The 18,367-nt window shown below is 63.4% G+C and carries 15 protein-coding genes; 9 read left to right on the forward strand and 6 right to left on the reverse strand.

The features are described 5' to 3' along the window. Positions 1 to 34: 34 nt before the first annotated feature. Positions 35 to 331, reverse strand: coding sequence for a WhiB family transcriptional regulator (locus QM716_RS06305; RefSeq protein WP_003940939.1), 297 nt, complete (start codon positions 329 to 331; stop codon positions 35 to 37). Between the two features lie 850 nt (positions 332 to 1,181). Here QM716_RS06305 and QM716_RS06310 point away from each other — a divergent pair. From QM716_RS06310 to QM716_RS06320, 3 genes are all read left to right on the forward strand, one after another. Further along, the gene (locus QM716_RS06310) at positions 1,182 to 1,856 is read left to right on the forward strand and encodes a hypothetical protein (protein ID WP_502941991.1); all 675 of its coding nucleotides are present in this window, start codon (positions 1,182 to 1,184) and stop codon (positions 1,854 to 1,856) included. 175 nt (positions 1,857 to 2,031) lie between these two features. Continuing rightward, positions 2,032 to 2,610 carry a sigma-70 family RNA polymerase sigma factor gene (locus QM716_RS06315; protein ID WP_003940953.1) on the forward strand — a complete coding sequence of 193 codons (579 nt, stop codon included), beginning with the start codon at positions 2,032 to 2,034 and terminating at the stop codon, positions 2,608 to 2,610. Continuing rightward, a complete protein-coding gene (locus QM716_RS06320) occupies positions 2,594 to 3,529 on the forward strand; it encodes an anti-sigma-D factor RsdA (protein ID WP_283303223.1) in 936 nt (311 codons plus the stop codon). Before QM716_RS06315 ends, QM716_RS06320 begins: the two co-directional genes overlap by 17 nt. A gap of 83 nt (positions 3,530 to 3,612) precedes the next feature. Here the strand turns inward: QM716_RS06320 and QM716_RS06325 are convergent, their stop codons facing one another. Then, a complete protein-coding gene (locus tag QM716_RS06325) occupies positions 3,613 to 4,017 on the reverse strand; it encodes a DUF5319 domain-containing protein (protein ID WP_243620887.1) in 405 nt (134 codons plus the stop codon). 243 nt (positions 4,018 to 4,260) lie between these two features. Here QM716_RS06325 and guaB point away from each other — a divergent pair, with 243 nt between their 5' ends. The 3 genes from guaB to QM716_RS06340 all read left to right on the forward strand — a co-directional run bounded on the left by guaB (position 4,261) and on the right by QM716_RS06340 (position 8,878). Continuing rightward, a complete protein-coding gene (gene guaB, locus QM716_RS06330; RefSeq protein WP_283303226.1) occupies positions 4,261 to 5,784 on the forward strand; it encodes an IMP dehydrogenase in 1,524 nt (507 codons plus the stop codon). Between the two features lie 27 nt (positions 5,785 to 5,811). Next, positions 5,812 to 6,951 carry a GuaB3 family IMP dehydrogenase-related protein gene (locus QM716_RS06335; RefSeq protein WP_003940976.1) on the forward strand — a complete coding sequence of 380 codons (1,140 nt, stop codon included), beginning with the start codon at positions 5,812 to 5,814 and terminating at the stop codon, positions 6,949 to 6,951. A gap of 172 nt (positions 6,952 to 7,123) precedes the next feature. After that, entirely contained in the window at positions 7,124 to 8,878 is a 1,755-nt protein-coding gene (locus QM716_RS06340; protein WP_283303229.1) for a GMC oxidoreductase, read from the forward strand. A gap of 71 nt (positions 8,879 to 8,949) precedes the next feature. Here QM716_RS06340 and QM716_RS06345 read toward each other — a convergent pair whose 3' ends face one another. Both QM716_RS06345 and QM716_RS06350 read right to left on the reverse strand, forming a co-directional pair. Further along, on the reverse strand, positions 8,950 to 10,707 hold the full coding sequence (locus QM716_RS06345; RefSeq protein WP_283303230.1) for an Ig-like domain-containing protein: 1,758 nt from the start codon (positions 10,705 to 10,707) through the stop codon (positions 8,950 to 8,952). Between the two features lie 51 nt (positions 10,708 to 10,758). After that, positions 10,759 to 12,528, reverse strand: coding sequence for an Ig-like domain-containing protein (locus tag QM716_RS06350; RefSeq protein WP_283303232.1), 1,770 nt, complete (start codon positions 12,526 to 12,528; stop codon positions 10,759 to 10,761). Positions 12,529 to 12,895: 367 nt separating this feature from the next. On the opposite strand from QM716_RS06350, the gene guaA reads away from it, so the two are divergent. After that, positions 12,896 to 14,467 carry a glutamine-hydrolyzing GMP synthase gene (gene guaA, locus QM716_RS06355; protein ID WP_020969072.1) on the forward strand — a complete coding sequence of 524 codons (1,572 nt, stop codon included), beginning with the start codon at positions 12,896 to 12,898 and terminating at the stop codon, positions 14,465 to 14,467. Positions 14,468 to 14,522: 55 nt separating this feature from the next. Here the strand turns inward: guaA and QM716_RS06360 are convergent, their stop codons facing one another. Continuing rightward, complete coding sequence (locus tag QM716_RS06360) at positions 14,523 to 14,756, reverse strand: hypothetical protein (protein WP_283303236.1); 234 nt, start codon at positions 14,754 to 14,756, stop codon at positions 14,523 to 14,525. Beyond that, on the reverse strand, positions 14,753 to 16,147 hold the full coding sequence (locus tag QM716_RS06365; RefSeq protein WP_283303237.1) for a PspC domain-containing protein: 1,395 nt from the start codon (positions 16,145 to 16,147) through the stop codon (positions 14,753 to 14,755). The genes QM716_RS06360 and QM716_RS06365 overlap by 4 nt, the downstream gene beginning before the upstream one ends. A 236-nt stretch (positions 16,148 to 16,383) precedes the next feature. Between QM716_RS06365 and QM716_RS06370 the strand changes: the two genes are divergently transcribed. Beyond that, complete coding sequence (locus QM716_RS06370; RefSeq protein ID WP_283303961.1) at positions 16,384 to 17,664, forward strand: ATP-binding protein; 1,281 nt, start codon at positions 16,384 to 16,386, stop codon at positions 17,662 to 17,664. Further along, positions 17,661 to 18,320: a response regulator gene (locus QM716_RS06375; RefSeq protein ID WP_003940972.1), complete on the forward strand. Its 660-nt coding sequence runs from the start codon at positions 17,661 to 17,663 to the stop codon at positions 18,318 to 18,320. Before QM716_RS06370 ends, QM716_RS06375 begins: the two co-directional genes overlap by 4 nt. Positions 18,321 to 18,367 lie beyond the last annotated feature (47 nt).

The raw sequence follows: 18,367 nt of genomic DNA on the forward strand, positions 1-18,367 counted from the left end.
CTCTCGGGGGCCTTGTGCTATCGACCTGCGTGTATCAGGACGCTATGCGAGTGGTGCGACGGTGGCGCGCATGTAGTTCACGTTCGGTTTCCGACATTCCGCCCCAGATGCCGTACGGCTCGGCGACGGTCAGCGCGTGGCTGCGGCACTGCATCAGTACCGGGCACTGACGGCACATTTCTTTTGCGCGGGTTTCGCGCTGGGCACGTGCTCTACCGCGTTCGCCATCGGGATGGAAGAACATCGAGGAGTCGACTCCGCGGCACAGACCGTGCATCTGCCAGTCCCAGATGTCTGCGTTGGGGCCTGGAAGGTGATTCGGTGCAGGCATGTTGACTCCTTACTGCAAGCTCGTGTTGATCAACGAGCGGACCAAGTTGCCCGGAGGTTATCCGGGCCTTCTGAATCGTTCACGCTTGCTAACCGTAAGGGTGCTGAGTAAATCGCGTCAATAGGCTCGTTCAGTGGTGATCGGCATATATCGAAATGCGAGAGTTAACGAAGTATATATTTACATTTCGGGTCCTTCGTGCGTTGTGCTGCGCCGATGTTGGGGCCGGGTCGATCGTGGTGCTGACCGGGAAATCTGGCTGCGCGAGTTGCGAAACCCGCAGATCAGGATATGTTTGGTGCTGATCCTCCTGTGAAATCACTCAGCGATCCGGCTCAGTTTGCGTCATTTGTCCGATACTGAGTGAGTCGGGTTTTTGCTCCATTTCGGGACTTAGTGCCCAAGTTTCAACTAGGACGTCTGTCCAATAAGTAATGCGCAGTTAACGTCACGGATATATGCCCGTTAAATACCATTACGAGTACATTTGGTAAATCTCAGTTGAATACCTGATTAACTCTGACAAACTTGCCATTTCGTGTTTCTGTGCGGTTACGGCATCGGTCGTGCGCTTGTCTGCTGGGGCTGCTGCGATGATCTACCTGTGTCGACACCTGAGCGCCCTGCATCACCAGCGGCCACTGCATCACCGGCGGCCACTGCATCACCGGCGGCCACTGAATCAGCTGCGCCCCCTGAAGCAGCTGTACACCCTGGGGCCCTCGAGTCCGCCGCATTCGGCGCGGATCCGGACCGCGACCGGCTCCCGTCGCCTCGCTCCACCCGGGATTGGTGGACAACGGCAGTAGTTCTGGGTGGTCAGGGGTACTACGCCCGAGCGCGGGCGACCTTGGACGTCCTGGACCGGCGCACCTCGATGTTCTCGACGCATTCGGATCGAGTCCTTGCCTCTCTGTCTGCCAGCACGAGAGCGTCGTTTCTTCGTCAAAGCGGACGCCATGCGCTCGCGTCCGCCTGGGACGGTCGCGCACTGGCGATAGTCGACGGCCTGCCCGTCAACCCGGAGGCTGCTTGTGATGCGCTGACCGGTCTGGCCGCGGACGCCCTCGGCTGTGGCCGGCTCCCGCTCGGCTGGCGTCTGTTGGAGGAGTGTCGGCGTCGTCTCGACGACGACTGTGCTCTGGTTGTCGACGGTCGGCTGTGGCGGCAGGAAATTCGGATCGAATGGGTCTCGGCGGAACTGGCGCTGGCGGGGGGTGACTTCGCGCGCGCCGGCAGACACGCAGAACGCGCCGTCGAATTGTCAGGGGAATCGGAGTCTGTCCGGCACCGCGTGAAGTCGGATCTCTTGCGTAGCGCCGCTCTGACCGGAACGGACCCAAGCGCGGCCGTGGAGTCGGCAGTGGATGTGCTCGCACGGTGTCGGCAGTACGGCCTGCTGCCCCTGGCCTGGGCGTCGTCGATGTTGATCGAGGGTGTGAGCGGTGGGAGGACCTCGCCTAGTGCCCGTGAGATCGGCGATCTGATTGCGATGCGCGGTGGATCACTCCTACCTTTGTCGTAGCCGCTCCGCCGAAGTGTTCGCAGAACATTCCAGACAGGGGTGATTCGATATCGCGACTGCTGGGCGGGCATGCGGAGACCAGTCGGTCCGGATGGTTACTCTTAGAGGGTTCCGCTGAGAGCGGGAGCACACCCGCTCGGGAGGTGCCACTGTAACGCCAGGATTTTCGCTGACGATGACAAATACGAGCGATGAGTTGGACACCGCGGTCGCCGCTGCTGCGCAGGGCGACCGAACAGCTCTAGCTTTGGTTCTGGAGAACATCCGACCGATGGTGGTGCGCTACTGCCGCGGTCGAGTGGGTGCGGCCGAGCGGGGACACCTGTCCGCTGACGACGTCGCACAGGAAGTGTGTCTGGCCGTGATGACCGCGCTGCCGCGTTATCAAGACCAGGGACGCCCGTTCATGGCCTTTGTGTACGGAATTGCGGCACACAAGGTTGCGGACGCACACCGAAGCTCCGCCCGTAACAAGTCGGAGCCCGTTTCCGAAGTACCGGATGTAATAGCACTCGATGATGGTCCCGAACAGCGAGCACTCGATTCGGAATCCAGCAGACAGATGCATGAACTGCTCGGCACACTTCCGGAGAAGCATCGAGAAATCTTGATACTTCGCCTGGTGGTCGGGATGTCGGCCGAGGAAACGGCCGTCGCCGTCGGTAGTACCGCCGGAGCTGTACGAGTCGCTCAGCACAGGGCGATCGCGAAACTGAAAAAAGAAGTAACGAAAGCAGGTGAGAGCTTTGGCTAGAGACGAGGAGCGTGACGCTTCGAATCTCGGTGATCTCGCCGACGACGGTACGCCAGTGGATTTGGCTGCGGTTCGGCGTGACGATGCGCTGATCGAATCCATTTCGAGTGGTGGACCGGTAGCAACCGATAGCACCGAACAGTACGAACTTGCGTTGATTCTCTCGCAATGGCGTGACGATGTCGTTGCGACTCCAATGCCCGAGGGTCCCTTGTTGGATGATGTCATCGCTGCGATCACAGCGACGCCGTCCGGCTTCTCCGATCGTCAGCGTTCACGTTCCCGTTCCCGATTGCGCGTGGTTCGCCCGATCGCCGCCGCCGCAGCTGTGGCAGCAGTGGTCTTCGGTGGCGCCACGGCGATGGCGTACGACGCGCAACCCGGGGACACTCTCTGGGGCGTCAAGCAGGTCGTCTTCGCCGACGAGGCAAATTCGACGGTGGCGAAAATCGACACGACATCCGAGCTGGAAAAGGCCGAGCGTCTATTGGCTGCCGGGGACATTCCCGCGGCAAAGATGGTGTTGGACAACGCAGCTCACCGTGCCGATTCGGTCAAGGACTCGCAGGACAAGACGGATCTCGTCGAGCGGTGGGGCAAGTTGATGACGCAGGTCCAGGAGACCACGTCGCCCGCCGCACCACCTTCGACGAGCGGTCCGCAGGCCGCAACGTCCGGCGCAGCCACGACCAGTGCCGGAAATACGACCAGTCCTGTCTCACCGCTCGATCTCCGGTTGCCCGGCGGCGAGACCACAACGGTGACGACGATCCCGCAGCAGCCGGGTGGGACCTCAGCCTCGTCTACTCCGTCATCGTCGCCGACGACAACCACTACCACGACGACAACAACTACGACAACGACGTCCCTGGCCCCAGCCTCGTCGCCGTCGGGTGATTCTTCTTCACCCCCGCCCTGATCTCACCGTTCCGAGTCATACGAAAGTGGCCGACAAGCAATTTGCTTGTCGGCCACTTTCGTATGAACGTGGTGGGGTTTCGCTCAGCTGTCGAAACCGTCGCCGTGCATCGCCTCGTTCATCGACGCGTCGGCATATCCGCGGCAGTAGTCCCACGTGACATATGCCTCAGGCATCGGGTCGTAGGCGGGCTCGTGGGGGCGGACGGTTCCGTCCACGAGGAGCTGCAGCAGGTTTGCGCGCAGCATGTCCCAGTCATGGTAGTGATCTTGTTGGCAGTCTTCACAGCACACGACGAGCCCACGGATACCGCGGTGGGCGAGGAGTGCCTCGTAGACGGCGAGGTCGGCGAGATCCTCTTCGACGGCCTGACGTTCTTGGGGGTCGAGTGGTTGGCCCGGCTCGATGGCATCGAGAGCCGCGGAGGGGTCAGCTGGGTCGCCGGCGAAGGGATCTGGCGGCAGACCGGGGGGCAGTTGATCACGCACAGCACCACGGTACGCAGGTCAGGGGGGTCAGCGCCACTTGTTCCCCGTACCCGCAGCGTGGGTGGGATGGTTCGGACCTTTGAGTGAGCCGATACCATGGTGTGCAACGCCGGGAAAAGGTGCCAGGAATATCTTTCTGTGCAGGTGCCTTCTATCCGATATCCAGCTTTCGTAATCCGTTTCGAGGCGGCTGCTACAGCGGTCGCCCTGGGCGAATCTAGGTCCATGGAGGGTCCTGACCGCATGAGTAGTTCTGCAGGACATGTACACACCGGAGGAGACGACCCCAACAAGGTCGCGATGCTGGGACTGACATACGACGACGTGCTGCTGTTGCCTGCCGCGTCCGACGTCATCCCGAGCCAGGTCGACACGTCCAGTCAACTGACTCGCGACATCCGTCTGCGGATCCCGTTGGTCAGTTCTGCGATGGACACCGTCACCGAGTCGCGCATGGCAATTGCGATGGCACGCGCCGGCGGCATGGGTGTACTGCACCGCAACTCGTCGGTCGACGTCCAGGCAGGGCAGGTCGAGACCGTCAAGCGTTCCGAGGCCGGCATGGTGACCGATCCCGTCACGTGTAAGCCGACCGACACGATGGGCGAGGTCGACGCGAAGTGCGCTCGCTTCCGCATCTCCGGTCTGCCGGTCACCGACGACGCCGGCCAGTTGGTCGGCATCGTCACGAACCGTGACATGCGGTTCGAGGTCGACCAGAACCGCCCGGTCGTCGAGATCATGACCAAGATGCCGCTGATCACCGCTCAGGAAGGCGTCACAGCTGACGTAGCACTGGGCCTTCTCCGTCGGCACAAGATCGAGAAGCTGCCTATCGTCGACGGAAACGGCAAGCTCACCGGTCTGATCACGGTCAAGGATTTCGTCAAGACCGAGCAGCATCCCGACGCCACCAAGGATCGTGACGGTCGACTGCTCGTCGGCGCTGCAGTGGGTGCCGGCGACGACGCCTTCCAGCGTGCGATGGCGCTCACCGATGCCGGTGTGGACGTACTCGTGGTGGACAGTGCACACGGGCATTCGTCCAACGTGCTCGACATGATCGCCAAGCTCAAGCGTGAACTGGGCGAGCGGGTTCAGATCATCGGTGGCAACGTCGCTACGCGCGCGGGTGCCTTGGCGCTCGTCGAAGCCGGCGTCGATGCTGTCAAGGTCGGAGTCGGACCTGGTTCCATCTGCACCACCCGCGTGATCGCCGGTGTCGGTGCCCCTCAGGTCACGGCCATCCTGGAAGCGGTTGCCGCGTGCAAGCCTCTCGGTGTGCCCGTCATCGCTGACGGTGGACTCCAGTTCTCCGGTGACATCGCGAAGGCTCTTGCCGCGGGTGCGTCGACTGCGATGCTGGGCTCGCTCCTGGCCGGTACCGCTGAATCGCCCGGAGAACTGATCCTGGTCGGCGGCAAGCAGTTCAAGAGCTACCGCGGCATGGGTTCGCTCGGCGCGATGCAGTCGCGTGGCGAGGCCAAGTCCTACTCCAAGGACCGGTACTTCCAGGACGACGTACTTTCCGAGGACAAGTTGGTTCCGGAAGGCATCGAAGGACGTGTTCCGTTCCGTGGCCCGCTCTCCCAGGTGACGCATCAGCTCACCGGTGGTCTGCGCGCCGCCATGGGCTACACGGGGTCGGCGACGATCGAGCACCTGCAGAACGCTCAGTTCGTCCAGATCACGGCGGCCGGTTTGAAGGAAAGCCATCCGCACGACATCACGATGACTGTCGAAGCACCCAACTACACCGCTCGTTAGCAACCAGTACACGAGAAAGGGGCGCGCGTGCGCGACCTCGTTGAGATCGGCATGGGTCGAACGGCCCGACGTACCTACGAGTTGGACGATGTGAACATCGTTCCCTCCCGGCGAACTCGTTCGTCGAAGGAGGTGTCGACTGCTTGGCAGCTCGACGCTTACAGGTTCGATATTCCAGTCCTCGCACATCCCACCGACGCGTTGGTCTCGCCGACCTTCGCGATCGAGCTGGGTAAGCGCGGCGGCCTCGGGGTCATCAACGGTGAGGGCCTGTGGGGCCGTCACCCCGATGTCGAGGAGAAGCTCCGGCGTCTCGTCGAGATCGCCGAGAAGGACGGTGGCGTCGACGCGGCCATCCGTTACCTGCAGGAGTTGCACGCGGCACCGCTGCAGGCTGGTCTTCTGGCCGCTGCGGTCGCGCAGGTCCGTGATTCGGGGGTCACCACTGCTGTTCGCGTCAGCCCGCAGAATGCGCGCGCACTGACGCCTGAGCTGATCAAGGCCGGAATCGACCTGTTGGTCGTCCACGGCACGATCATCTCGGCCGAGCACGTCGTGCACACCGAGCAGGAACCGCTCAACCTCAAGACGTTCATCTCGGAACTCGACGTTCCGGTTGTCGCGGGTGGGGTCAGTGACCACCGCACGGCCCTGCACCTGATGCGTACCGGCGCTGCCGGCGTCATCGTCGGGTACGGCTCCACCGAGGGCGCAACCACCACCGGTGAGGTCTTGGGTATCGGTGTTCCGATGGCCACGGCCATTGCCGATGCCGCAGCAGCCAGGCGCGACTACCTCGACGAGACGGGTGGACGCTACGTCCATGTGATCGCCGACGGTGACATCGCAACTTCGGGTGATCTGGCGAAGGCCATCGCTTGCGGTGCCGACGCTGCAGTTCTGGGAACGCCACTGGCAGTGTCCGCCGAGGCGCCGGGTGGCGGCTGGTACTGGCCGTCCGCTGCGGCTCATCCTTCGGTTCCTCGTGGAGCGCTTCTACCGGTTTCCTACGGTGAGCGTCCGAGTCTCGACCAGGTTCTGAGCGGTCCGTCGGATGACCCGTACGGGTCGCTGAACTTCGTCGGCGGTCTTCGTCGGTCGATGGCCAAGGCCGGGTACTCCGACCTCAAGGAGTTCCAGAAGGTCGGACTGACGGTCCGCGCTTAGTTGTACCTTTCTGTGGCCCTGGTTCTTCGTGAACCGGGGCCACAGTTCGTTGTCCAGGACTTTCGTCCGTTCCTGATACTTGCGGTTACGCTTATGAGACCCCTTGTGGTGGTAGTCACAAGGAATAGGTGCATACTGGCGGGTAACTACGGTTCACGGTGGAGGTGTCCTGATGGGCAAGCAACGGGCAACGGATTACGACGTTCTGATCGTCGGATCCGGGTTCGGCGGAAGCGTGAGCGCGCTTCGTCTCGTGGAGAAGGGCTACAAGGTCGGCGTTATCGAAGCCGGCAGACGGTATGCCGACGAAGACTTCGCGAAGACCAGTTGGGATCTCAAGAAGTTCCTCTGGGCTCCGAAGCTGGGTTGCTTCGGCATTCAGCGCGTACACCTGTTGCGCGACTGTCTCATTCTCGCCGGCGCGGGCGTCGGCGGCGGGTCGTTGAACTACGCCAACACGCTCTACCAGCCGCCGGAGCCGTTCTTTCAGGACCAGCAGTGGGCGCACATCACCGACTGGCGCAGTGAACTCACGCCGTACTACGAGCAGGCTCAGAAGATGCTCGGTGTGGTCCGCAACCCGCACATGACGCCCGCCGACGAGATCATGAAGTCGGTCGCCGACGACATGGGCGTCGGAGACACGTTCATCCAGACGCCCGTCGGCGTCTACTTCGGTGAGCCGGGCAAGAAGGCGAAGGACCCGTACTTCGGCGGCGTCGGACCCGAGCGCACCGGCTGCATCGAGTGTGGCGAGTGCATGACAGGCTGCCGTCACGGAGCGAAGAACACTCTCCTCAAGAACTACTTGGGCCTTGCCGAGACAGCTGGGGCCGAGATCATTCCGATGACCACCGTGTCCGGACTTCGTGAGGCTCGCGACGGTTCGTGGGACGTGTTCACCGAGCGAACCGGTGCACTCGGACGCAAGAACCGTCGCACGTACACGGCTGCGAACGTTATTCTCGCGGCCGGAACGTGGGGCACTCAGCATCTGCTCTTCGACATGAAGGACACCGGAGCGCTGCCCAAGCTTTCCGACAAGCTCGGTGAGCTGACACGAACGAACTCCGAGTCCATCGTCGGCGCAGGCAAGTACAAGGTCGATCCTGCTCTTGACCTGACTCGCGGAGTGGCGATCACGTCGTCGTTCCACCCGAGCAGTGACACCCACATCGAGCCGGTCCGCTACGGCAAGGGTTCCAACGCGATGGGACTGTTGCAGACCTTGATGACGGACGGCGGCGGCACGACACCACGGTGGATCAAGTTCCTGGGTGTGGTCGCGAAGAACCCGTACCAGATGCTGCGCATGCTGACGGTCAAGGACTGGAGCGAGCGCACGATCATTGCACTGGTCATGCAGAACCTCGACAACTCCATCACCACGTACACGAAGAAGGGCCTGTTCGGTCGACGTAAGGTCACCAGCAAGCAGGGCCACGGGCAGCCGAACCCGACGTGGATTCCGGAGGGCAACGAGGCGACGCGTCGAGTTGCCGCGAAGATCGACGGCGTCGCCGGCGGTACGTGGGGCGAGATCTTCAACGTTCCGCTGACGGCGCACTTTCTCGGCGGTTGCGCTATCGCGTCGGATTCCGATCATGGGGTCATCGATCCCTACCACCGCGTCTACGGCTACCCGACGCTCAGCGTCGTCGACGGCGCAGCGGTCTCGGCCAACCTCGGTGTGAATCCGTCGCTGACCATTGCCGCTCAGGCCGAGCGCTCGGCCTCGCTGTGGCCGAACAAGGGGGAGACGGACCTGCGTCCGGCTCAGGGCAGCGGCTACGAGCGTTTGGCTCCGATCGCACCCAAGTCGCCCGTGGTGCCGGCGTCGGCTCCGGCCGCGCTGGTTCTGCCGATCGTGAAGATCACCGGCGGCAAGACTGCTACCGCTGTTCCGGCGGAGCCTGCAGCCGGATAGGGTCGCCGCGAAACGAAGATGGGGCGTGTCGTCGAAGATTCGACGACACGCCCCATCTCTGTTACAGAGTGTCAGCCTCCTAGCGACCCGAACAGGGTGCCGAGGTCGAGGCTGCCGGTCCCGCCTCCGGGTCCACCGTCCGTATCACCGGGGACGGTCAGGGCCTGCGGCGCGGATGCGGAGGACGTGTAGCCTGAAGCGCCCACGAATTCGGCAGTGACACTGTAGGTCCCGGAGTTGTAGAACGTCGCCGGTACCGTCGCGACGCCGTTGACCACGTCGACTGGCCCACCGATGAGAGTGTCACCGACCTTGAACTGGACCTTGCCCGTTGCGCCGGCCGGATCGACCGTTGCCTTGAGCGTCACCGCGGTGTTCTTCTGGACGGTTCCGACGGCGTCGAGAACCGTGGTCGTCTCGACGTCAGCCGGAGTCGGTGTCGTGACACTGACCGGGAATGCCGGGGCAGCGGACGGCGCGAATCCGGGTGAGCCGGTGAACTTCGCGACAACCTTGTGCGTTCCGGTCGAGGTGAAGGTGTACGGAGCGATGGCAACTCCGTCGGTTCCGACCGTGGCGGTGAGCGTTTCGGTGCCGTCGACGATGAAGTCGACGGTGCCGCCGGTACCCTGCGGATCGACCTTGGCGGTGAGGTTCACGTCCTGACCGACCTTCGCGGTCGACGGCGAAACCGTGGCCGTAGTGGTCACAGCGTCAGGCGGCGCGTCCGTCGTGACGGTCACGATCTTGGCCGACGCCGAAGTGGACGCCAGGAACCCGGGTGCGCCGCTGTAGCTCGCGGTGATGGAGTGCGGCCCGTCCTCGGTGAAGGTCGGGGAGATACTGGCCGATCCGGCCGCTACCGACGCCGCGTCGCCGAGTGGGTTGTCGCCGTCGAAGAACTGGACGGTTCCGCCGGTTGCGCCGCCACTGATGTTGGCTGACAGCGTGACGGGCGTTCCATTCTTGGCGTTGGCCGGTCCGACGACCGTGGTGGTGGTTGCCTTGTCCGCCTCGATGATTCGCGTGGTGGCGAGGGGGCCTGCGCCGCTGTTGAGGGGACCGTTCTCGGCGTCACGCGGGGTGCACCGCGTGGGCGCCCAGGCGGTGATGACCAGGGTGGCCTTGGGGAGGAACGTGAGGAAGTTGCGATCGTTGTTCCAGGCTCCTGCGCTACCGCCGGTGCGTACCTTCATGGCTACCTCTCCCGAGTCGCCGGCCTTGAGAACTGCCTTGACCTGGGGGAGTTGGAACTGGGTGTAGCCGTCGGCGTTGTTGGAGCCGTCGACGTTCTTGCCAGTGGCCTTGACGACGATTCCGCCTTCGGAGCTGGTGCTCGAACTCGGGCTGTTACCGATGACCTGGTTGTTTCCGGAAAGGCGCAGAATCGTTCCGTTGGGATCGACGTTGCCGTTCTCGTTGACGCGCAGGATGTTCGGCGCGACACCGCTGAGCCCTGCCGAAGTTCCGGGAACGATGGTGGCTTCCACCAAGGTGGCGTTCGCGGGAACGTCGACGTCGACCTTGATGCGGGAGACGTTCTGGACGGTCGCCCCCGAAGCGGAGCCGGGGAAGGCGATGGGACCCGGTTGGATGGTGACCTCGAAGGTTTCACCGGCTCCGATGGAATCCGGCGCGTCGACGATGACCGAGCCGGACTGGGACTGCGTGGTCGGGCCGGCGACAGCGGACGGGGTTGCGAGGCAACTCGTTCCGAAGGTTGTTGTCACCGGGGCTGCCGATGCGGGGATTCCCGCGAGGATGACGCCACTGGCTAGTGCCGTGGCGGCGATCGGCGCCGCGATGCGGCGTCTGGAATGCACGAACATGGATTCTCCTGAGTTCGGTACGGGAGTGGTGTCCAAAGCTGATGTGGGTGACTAGCTTCCGAAGAGCGGGATGAGACCGCCGAGCGAACCGGTGTCCACGCTTCCGGTGCCGCCGCCGTCTGTCGGTGCGGTGCCGACCTGCACGACGGTCGGGCCGGAAACGGAGTTCTTCCAACCGGCGTCGCCGACGAAGTTGGCAGTGAAACCGAAAGTTCCCTCGTCGTCGAAGGTGTGCGTGAGCGTCGCGACACCGTTGACGACGGCAACCGGTGCGCCGATGGGCGTCGTGCCGGACTTGAACTGGATCATTCCGTTTGCTGTTCCGGGTGCAACAGTGGCTTTGAGCTGCAATGCTTTTCCGACCTGAGCCGAGCCGCTGACGGTCAGAGTCGTCGTGGTGTCCGCGCGAGCGGGCTCGGGATCGGTCACGTTCACCGTGAACGAGGTGGACGTGGAGCCGATGAATCCGGTTCCGCCGGAGAACTCGGCAACCACGGACGCGGCACCGGCTGCAGCGAAGGTGTGCGGGAGAATGGCAACACCGTCACCCGTACCGGCGGGTGCTGTACCGACCTCGCTGCCGTCGACCTTGAACGTCACGGTTCCGCTGCTCGGGATGGGGGAGACGGTGGCCGAGAGGTTGGTCGGTTCACCGACTATTGCGGTGAGCGGTTCGACAATTGTTGTCGTGGTTCCCCAGTCGGGATCGCTGACGTCGAGTTGGGTTGCGGTGGAGACGGAATCGCCGTAGCCGGCCTCGCCGGTGAACACTGCGGTGAAGCTGTGTGTGCCGGAAGCGTCGTAGCTGCGGGTCAGGGAAGCCGTCCCGTTGGCAACTGCTACCGGTGCGCCGAGATTGGTATCGCCGTCCTTGAACTGCACCGTGCCCACGGCGTTTGCCGGTGTGACGACGGCGCTCACGGTGATGCTGTCACCGACCAACGCGGCGTTCGGAGCCGAGATCGTGGTGGTGGTGTCCGCGGAGACGTGGACGGTCTGGACTCCGGAGGTCGAACTGTGGAATCCCGACCCGGCGTTGTACGCGGCGGTGATGTCGTGTGCGCCGACGCTGGCGAAGGCGTGGGAGAGGGTGGCGCTACCGCTCGAAACCGTGACCGGTGAGCCGATGTCGTTTCCGCCGTCCTTGAACTGGACGGTGCCGGTCGCGTTGGACGGCGCAACTGTCGCGGTCAGGTCGACCGGAGTGCCGACCTTCGCCGTTGCCGGTGCAACCAGTGTGGTTCCGGTGGCGACCGACGGGTCGACTACCTGGACGTTGACATTGATCGGGTTGAGGCCCTGCTGTGAGCTGAAGGCATTGACATCGAAGAGCATGCCGCTGTCGTACGTCCCGAAGGCTGTGCCGACGGGGACCGTGTAGGTCGCTTCCAGCGTGACAGGTTGGTTCTTCTTGACGACAAATCCACCGACCAGGAAGGTGCAGCCGCTCGAGCACTTCGCGGAGACTCCGCCATCTGATTCGTTGCTGATCGTGGCCCGGTTGGTCACACCTAGGTAGGTGGCCTTGGCGCTGCCCGGCACGAGGACGAATCCTGCGGGAGGTATGTCACGGATCTTTGCGATCGACCGTTCGATGCCGCTTTCGTTGTGCTTGATCTCGGTCTTGTACGTGACGGTGTCGCCTGGGTGAACTGCCGCGTTCCCGATGACACTCTTCGTGAAGGTCAGGTTGTCGGTCGTGCCGGTGAAGCTGGTCGGCGGGGCTTCGTCAGCAGTGGCCGGCGTGCCGAGGACCAGAAGTCCGGCGGCTGCCGTCACAGCCGCGACAGGTATGGCGAGTCGTCGTATGAATCGACGCACAGGTCCTCCTCGAGGTGAGCGCCGTTCGGCGGCGCCGGCCGTTCGCGATCGTGATCCTGATCACTTGACGGGCGAGATTACCTTTACTGGACGTTTGGTTCAGGGGAATCGGTCAAACGTCCAGAAAATTCGCCCTTCGTCCATTTCGGGCCCTGGCCTGCGATGATGCCGCTGAATTGATTGCCAAAGCTAAGGTGTAGCGGATTGAGGTGCCGTTGACCTGGACGGTGGTCTAGGTCGATGTGCGGTTGCCTCGCAGTTCTGAGGGTCAGGCTTTGTAGTGACGCACCTCGCGCCTGCTCGGCCGAGGAGCGGACTGAGTCCATGCGTGCGCAGAAGCGCTGGCTGCGGCGATTAGACTGCACCTGTGGCAGATATCGAGCAGCAGAGACCAGTTCTTGTCGTCGACTTCGGGGCGCAGTACGCGCAGTTGATCGCACGGCGAGTTCGCGAAGCCAAGGTCTACTCGGAGGTGATTCCGCACACCACGACCGTCGAGGAGATCGTGGCCAAGAACCCCTTGGCTGTTGTGCTCTCGGGTGGGCCCTCGAGTGTCTACGCAGACGGTGCTCCCAAGCTTGATCCCGCACTTTTTGATCACGACATCCCGGTTTTCGGAATCTGCTACGGATTCCAGGCAATGGCAGGCGCCCTCGGCGGCACCGTTGCCGAGACCGGTACCCGTGAATACGGCCGTACCGACATTGCGGTATCCGGCGGATTGCTCCACGACGGACTTCCCGCGACGCAGCCGGTATGGATGAGCCACGGCGACGCCGTCACCGAAGCGCCTTCCGGCTTCGAGGTGACCGCGACCAGCGATGGTGCTCCCGTCGCAGCGTTCGAGGACCGCGCCCGCAAGCTCGCCGGTGTGCAGTACCACCCGGAAGTTCTGCATTCACCGCACGGTCAGCAGGTCCTGAGCCGCTTCCTACACGAGATCGCAGGCATCCCGGCGGCATGGACGGCATCCAACATCGCCGACGCGCTGATCGAGCAGGTTCGCGAGCAGGTCGGAGACGGACACGCCATCTGCGGTCTGTCCGGTGGCGTCGACTCCGCTGTTGCCGCCGCACTGGTCCAGCGCGCAATCGGCGACCGGCTGACATGCGTCTTCGTCGATCACGGTTTGATGCGCGCTGGTGAGCGCACCCAGGTCGAGCAGGATTTTGTCGCGGCGACCGGTGCGCGTCTGATCACGGTGGATGCTGCCGACACCTTCATCGGAGAATTGGCAGGCGTCACCGATCCCGAGACCAAGCGCAAGATCATCGGCCGCGAGTTCATCCGCAGCTTCGAAGGCGCAGTCAGTGATGTTCTGGGCGAGAACGCATCTCACGGTGCGACCGTCGACTTCCTCGTCCAGGGCACGCTGTACCCGGACGTCGTGGAGTCCGGGGGCGGCACGGGAACTGCAAACATCAAGAGTCACCACAACGTCGGCGGACTTCCGGAAGACCTGCAGTTCAAGTTGGTCGAACCGCTGCGTCTGCTGTTCAAGGACGAGGTCCGTGCAGTCGGACGCGAACTCGGCCTGCCGGAAGAGATCGTCGGGCGCCAGCCGTTCCCCGGTCCCGGGCTCGGCATCCGCATCATCGGTGAGGTCACCCGCGATCGTCTCGAGATCCTGCGTCAGGCAGATTCCATTGCGCGCGAAGAGCTTACGTCTGCAGGCTTGGACGGAACGATCTGGCAGTGCCCGGTGGTTCTTCTCGCCGACGTCCGCAGCGTAGGCGTGCAGGGTGACGGCCGTACGTACGGTCATCCGATCGTGCTGCGTCCGGTCTCCAGTGAAGACGCGATGACCGCGGACTGGACGCGTCTGCCGTACGAGACCCTCGAGCGCATCTCGACTCGGATCACCAACGAGGTTGCAGATGTGAACCGCGTAGTCCTCGACGTGACGAGCAAGCCGCCGGGAACTATCGAGTGGGAGTAAAAACAACTGTGCGCCTTTGTTAACCCCCCGCGGTTAATAAAGGCGCACAGCAGTTTTACTTGCGGTTTCGTCGATTCGGCAGGATCACCAGCAGTAGTCCTGCCACGACGGCGGCACCGACGAACAGCCAACGGAATTGAATATTCGTTGCCGGCGCCAGGGAGAACGGGCCGACCAACGCCCACACACTGATCAACAGTGCGGCCAACCCTGCGATCAGCAGAAGTGCTGAGGGGCGCTTGGATTCTCGGGTCTCGTCCTGGTCTGTGGTCTCGTCGTAGTCGCTCATGATTGCGTCACCTTCAGGCTGCCGAACGTTGCTTTGGCGTTGATGGTCAGTGTGGGTGAGTCCGGTGTCACCTCACGGCCCTGGTGTACCCCGCCGTCGAGGCACCCGGATCCGTCACCCATGACGACGGTGCAGCTGTTCTTGACGTTGACGGTTGGCGGCACCAAGACAGTGAACTCACCGAACGACGCCGCGACGTCGATGGTCTTGTCCTCGGTGAACTCGACTCCGTCGAGGTCGAGAGTGAAGCTGCCGAAGGCTCCGGAGTACGACGGATCCAGCTCGGAAGCTGTTGCCGGAGTCCATCTTTGCTCACCCGAGGCGTCGAACTCGATCGGGTAGACCAACGAGGCCAGCAGTACGAAACCCACGAGTGGTCCGGTGACGACCAGCAGGCCGTATCCCTTTCGGAAGAAAGCCCCGAGAATCAGGCCCAGTGCGATCACAGCCAGTCCGACCGCACCGACTCGGCCGGGAGTGAACCAGTCGTTGCCGGTTGCCGCGCCCGCCGCCCCGGTGACGGCGGCGACGATGATCGCGAGTCCGAGCACTGTCAGCGTCCAACGCGAGCGACGCTTACGTGGTGGCAAAGGCAGCAGCGGCGTGGCCTTGACTGCCGGATCCGGGAGATCCCAGGCGAACGGTGCAACACCGAGCGGATCCCAGGAGGGTGGTGTGATGGCGGCCTCGCCGATCACCTCGGTCGGATTGGTGGTGACAGAAGATCTCGGGTCCTTCGAGAGGTTAATCGTCGGATGACCGGCTTGGGACTGCGGTGACTGCTGCGATTGCTCGGCCGATCGTTCCTCGGGCACGTAGCTGTCGGGAAGTTTGGTGTACGGCGTGTACACGGGCGGCTGATTGGGTGCGAAGTATCCGGGAGTGAACGGCCCGGGCGTGAATCCCGTGCCTGGATACGCAGTACCCGCACCGACGTACGGTGATGTGCTCTGTGGCAGGGCAGGCGGGATGGGTGCTCGTTGGTAGAGCAGCCACAGGCCCCCAACCATCAGAATCAGCCCGATCAGACCGGAACCACCCAGGCCGACGCCGACGGGCCCGACGGTCGTAGCCGCGATGGCGAGTGCCACCAACAAGACGATGGTCTTGGTGCTGGAGTCGGAGCTGTGTCCGCGGCCCATCAACGACTGCGCTGGGGACGATCCGTCACCGGCGCGGGCGAGTACCAACCAGCCGGCGAGGTAGAGAAGGATGCCTGAGCCACCGAAAATGGTGGAGGCCACGAACGCCACGCGTACCAGAATGGGGTCGATGCCGTACCGGTATCCGATTCCGGCGCATACCCCGGCCACGTGACCTTGTGCCGGCAGACGCACGGGGCGGGTCCGCCACAGATCCTGGATCTGTTCTTGGAAAGTCGGATTGTTCATGAATCAATCCTGGCTTCCGAGGCGGCCTCCGCGCATCAGGGCCAACCCTGATCTTTCCGGTGATCGTGACCAGGGGCAGCGCCCTGATTCAGGGTTGGACCCTGATGTGTGTCTGCGTGGTTCGTGCCAGTATCGACTATGTGCAATATGTGTCAGATCCGCCGTTCGTGAGCGGACCCGCTCCCGGGTTTCCCGGAGGCCCGCCTGTCAACGGGGTACCGGCGCCCGCCGTACCCATGAAGAAGGGTGTGCCTGTCCCGGGCGGCGTTCCGCTGCGAAAGTTGGAGCGGCGCTCAGGCGGCCGCATCGTCGCCGGTGTCGCGGGCGGTATCGCCGATCATCTCGGGATCGACGTCCTGAAAGTTCGAGTCGCCTTCGCGATTCTCGCGGCGATGGCCGGGTCCGGCATCGTGATTTACGGCGCCCTCTGGATCTTCACCTCAGCCGGCACGGACACCCAGAAGCCGTCCGCCGCCGAGCGGCAGCGGGCGTACGGATTGATCGCACTCGGTTTGGGCGGCGCTGCGGCGTTGTCGTGGTTGTTCAGTGGCACGGCGGGTTCGGTGCTCGCGCCGTTCTTCGTCGTAGCGATCGGTGCTGCCTTGGTGTGGCGCGAATTCGACTCCGACGGTCCGCGCACCGTCATCGGCTTGCCACAGCGGCCCACCGTCCTCACGTGGGCGCGGGTGGTCGGGGGAGCCACGCTGATCGTCCTGGGTCTTGGTGTCGTCGTACTGGCGCAGGTCGACCTCGAAGCGTTGCGATCGTCCCTGTTGGCTGTGGTGGTCACGCTCATCGGCGTCGGATTGTTGACCGTGCCGTTGTGGCTGCGGATGTGGCGTGCTCTCGGCGCCGAGCGTGCAGCCCGAATTCGCAACGACGAGCGTGAAGAGATTGCGTCGCATCTGCACGACTCCGTGCTTCAGACTTTGGCGCTGATTCAGAAGCTGTCCGACAATCCGCAAGAAGTTGCGCGACTGGCCCGTGGTCAGGAACGCGAGCTGCGTAAGTGGTTGTTCAGCGGCGGGGACATCGACCACACCAGCCTGACGGAAGGCCTGAAGATCATCGCCGGCGAAGTGGAAGACCAACACGGTGTCACGGTCCGCCCCGTCACGGTCGGCGACGTGCAACTCGAAGGGGAGGGCGTCGAGAACGGTCTGCCCAAGGAGGCGTTCACCGCGCTCCTCGGTGCGACGCGCGAAGCTCTCGTCAACTCCGCAAAGCACTCGGGGGAGAAGGAAATCAATCTGTTTGCCGAGGTCGAGGGCGACCAGGTCAGTGTGTTCGTGCGTGATCGCGGCGTCGGATTCGACGTCAATGCGGTGCCGGAGGATCGTCAGGGGTTGGCCAAGTCGATTCGTGGTCGCATCGAACGTCGGGGTGGCCGGGTGGTGGTTCGGTCCGACATCGGAAAAGGCACCGAGATCCGTGTGCACATGCCGCTCCGTGACTCTGCTCTAAAGTGGGACCAGACCGCTGACCGTGTCGACAACCCCGAGGAACAGCCCCAGTGACTTCGCTTGCGCCGCCCCCGTACCGCGTATTCCTTGTCGACGATCATGCAGTGTTCCGCTCCGGGGTGAGGGCGGAACTCTCGCGCGAAGCAGACATGGACGTCGTCGGTGAGGCCGGCGGCGTCGCAGAGGCAATCGCGGGTATCAACTCGACGAAGCCGCACGTCGTTCTGCTCGATGTCCACATGCCCGACGGTGGTGGAGTGGCGGTTCTGCGGGGAATCGATTCCGGTCCGGTGTGCTTGGCGCTCAGCGTTTCCGACGCGGCCGAAGACGTGATCGCGGTGATCCGCGGCGGTGCGCGCGGGTACGTGACCAAGACGATCTCGGGATCCGAACTTGCCGAAGGCGTACGACGCGTTGCCGGTGGTGACGCAGTGTTCGGTCCGCGCCTGGCAGGCTTCGTACTGGACTCCTTCACCGGACGGTCCAATGCGCCGGAGCCGCAACTCGATCCGGAACTCGACTCGCTGACTCCGCGCGAACTCGAGGTACTGCGCTTGCTGGCACGTGGGTACACCTATCGTGAAATCGCCGAGGACTTGGTGATTTCTGTGAAGACCGTCGAGACTCACGCATCGAATGTCCTGCGAAAGACTCAGCAGTCCAATCGCAATGCGCTGACGCGTTGGGCACATCGCCGCCAGATCGACTGAATTTCCGCGCGCTCTTTCGCGATTGCGTGTGAAGGCGCACCATTGAC

It is taken from the genome of Rhodococcus sp. IEGM 1409 (genome assembly GCF_030056735.1).
In the GTDB taxonomy this organism is placed as follows: domain Bacteria; phylum Actinomycetota; class Actinomycetes; order Mycobacteriales; family Mycobacteriaceae; genus Rhodococcus_F.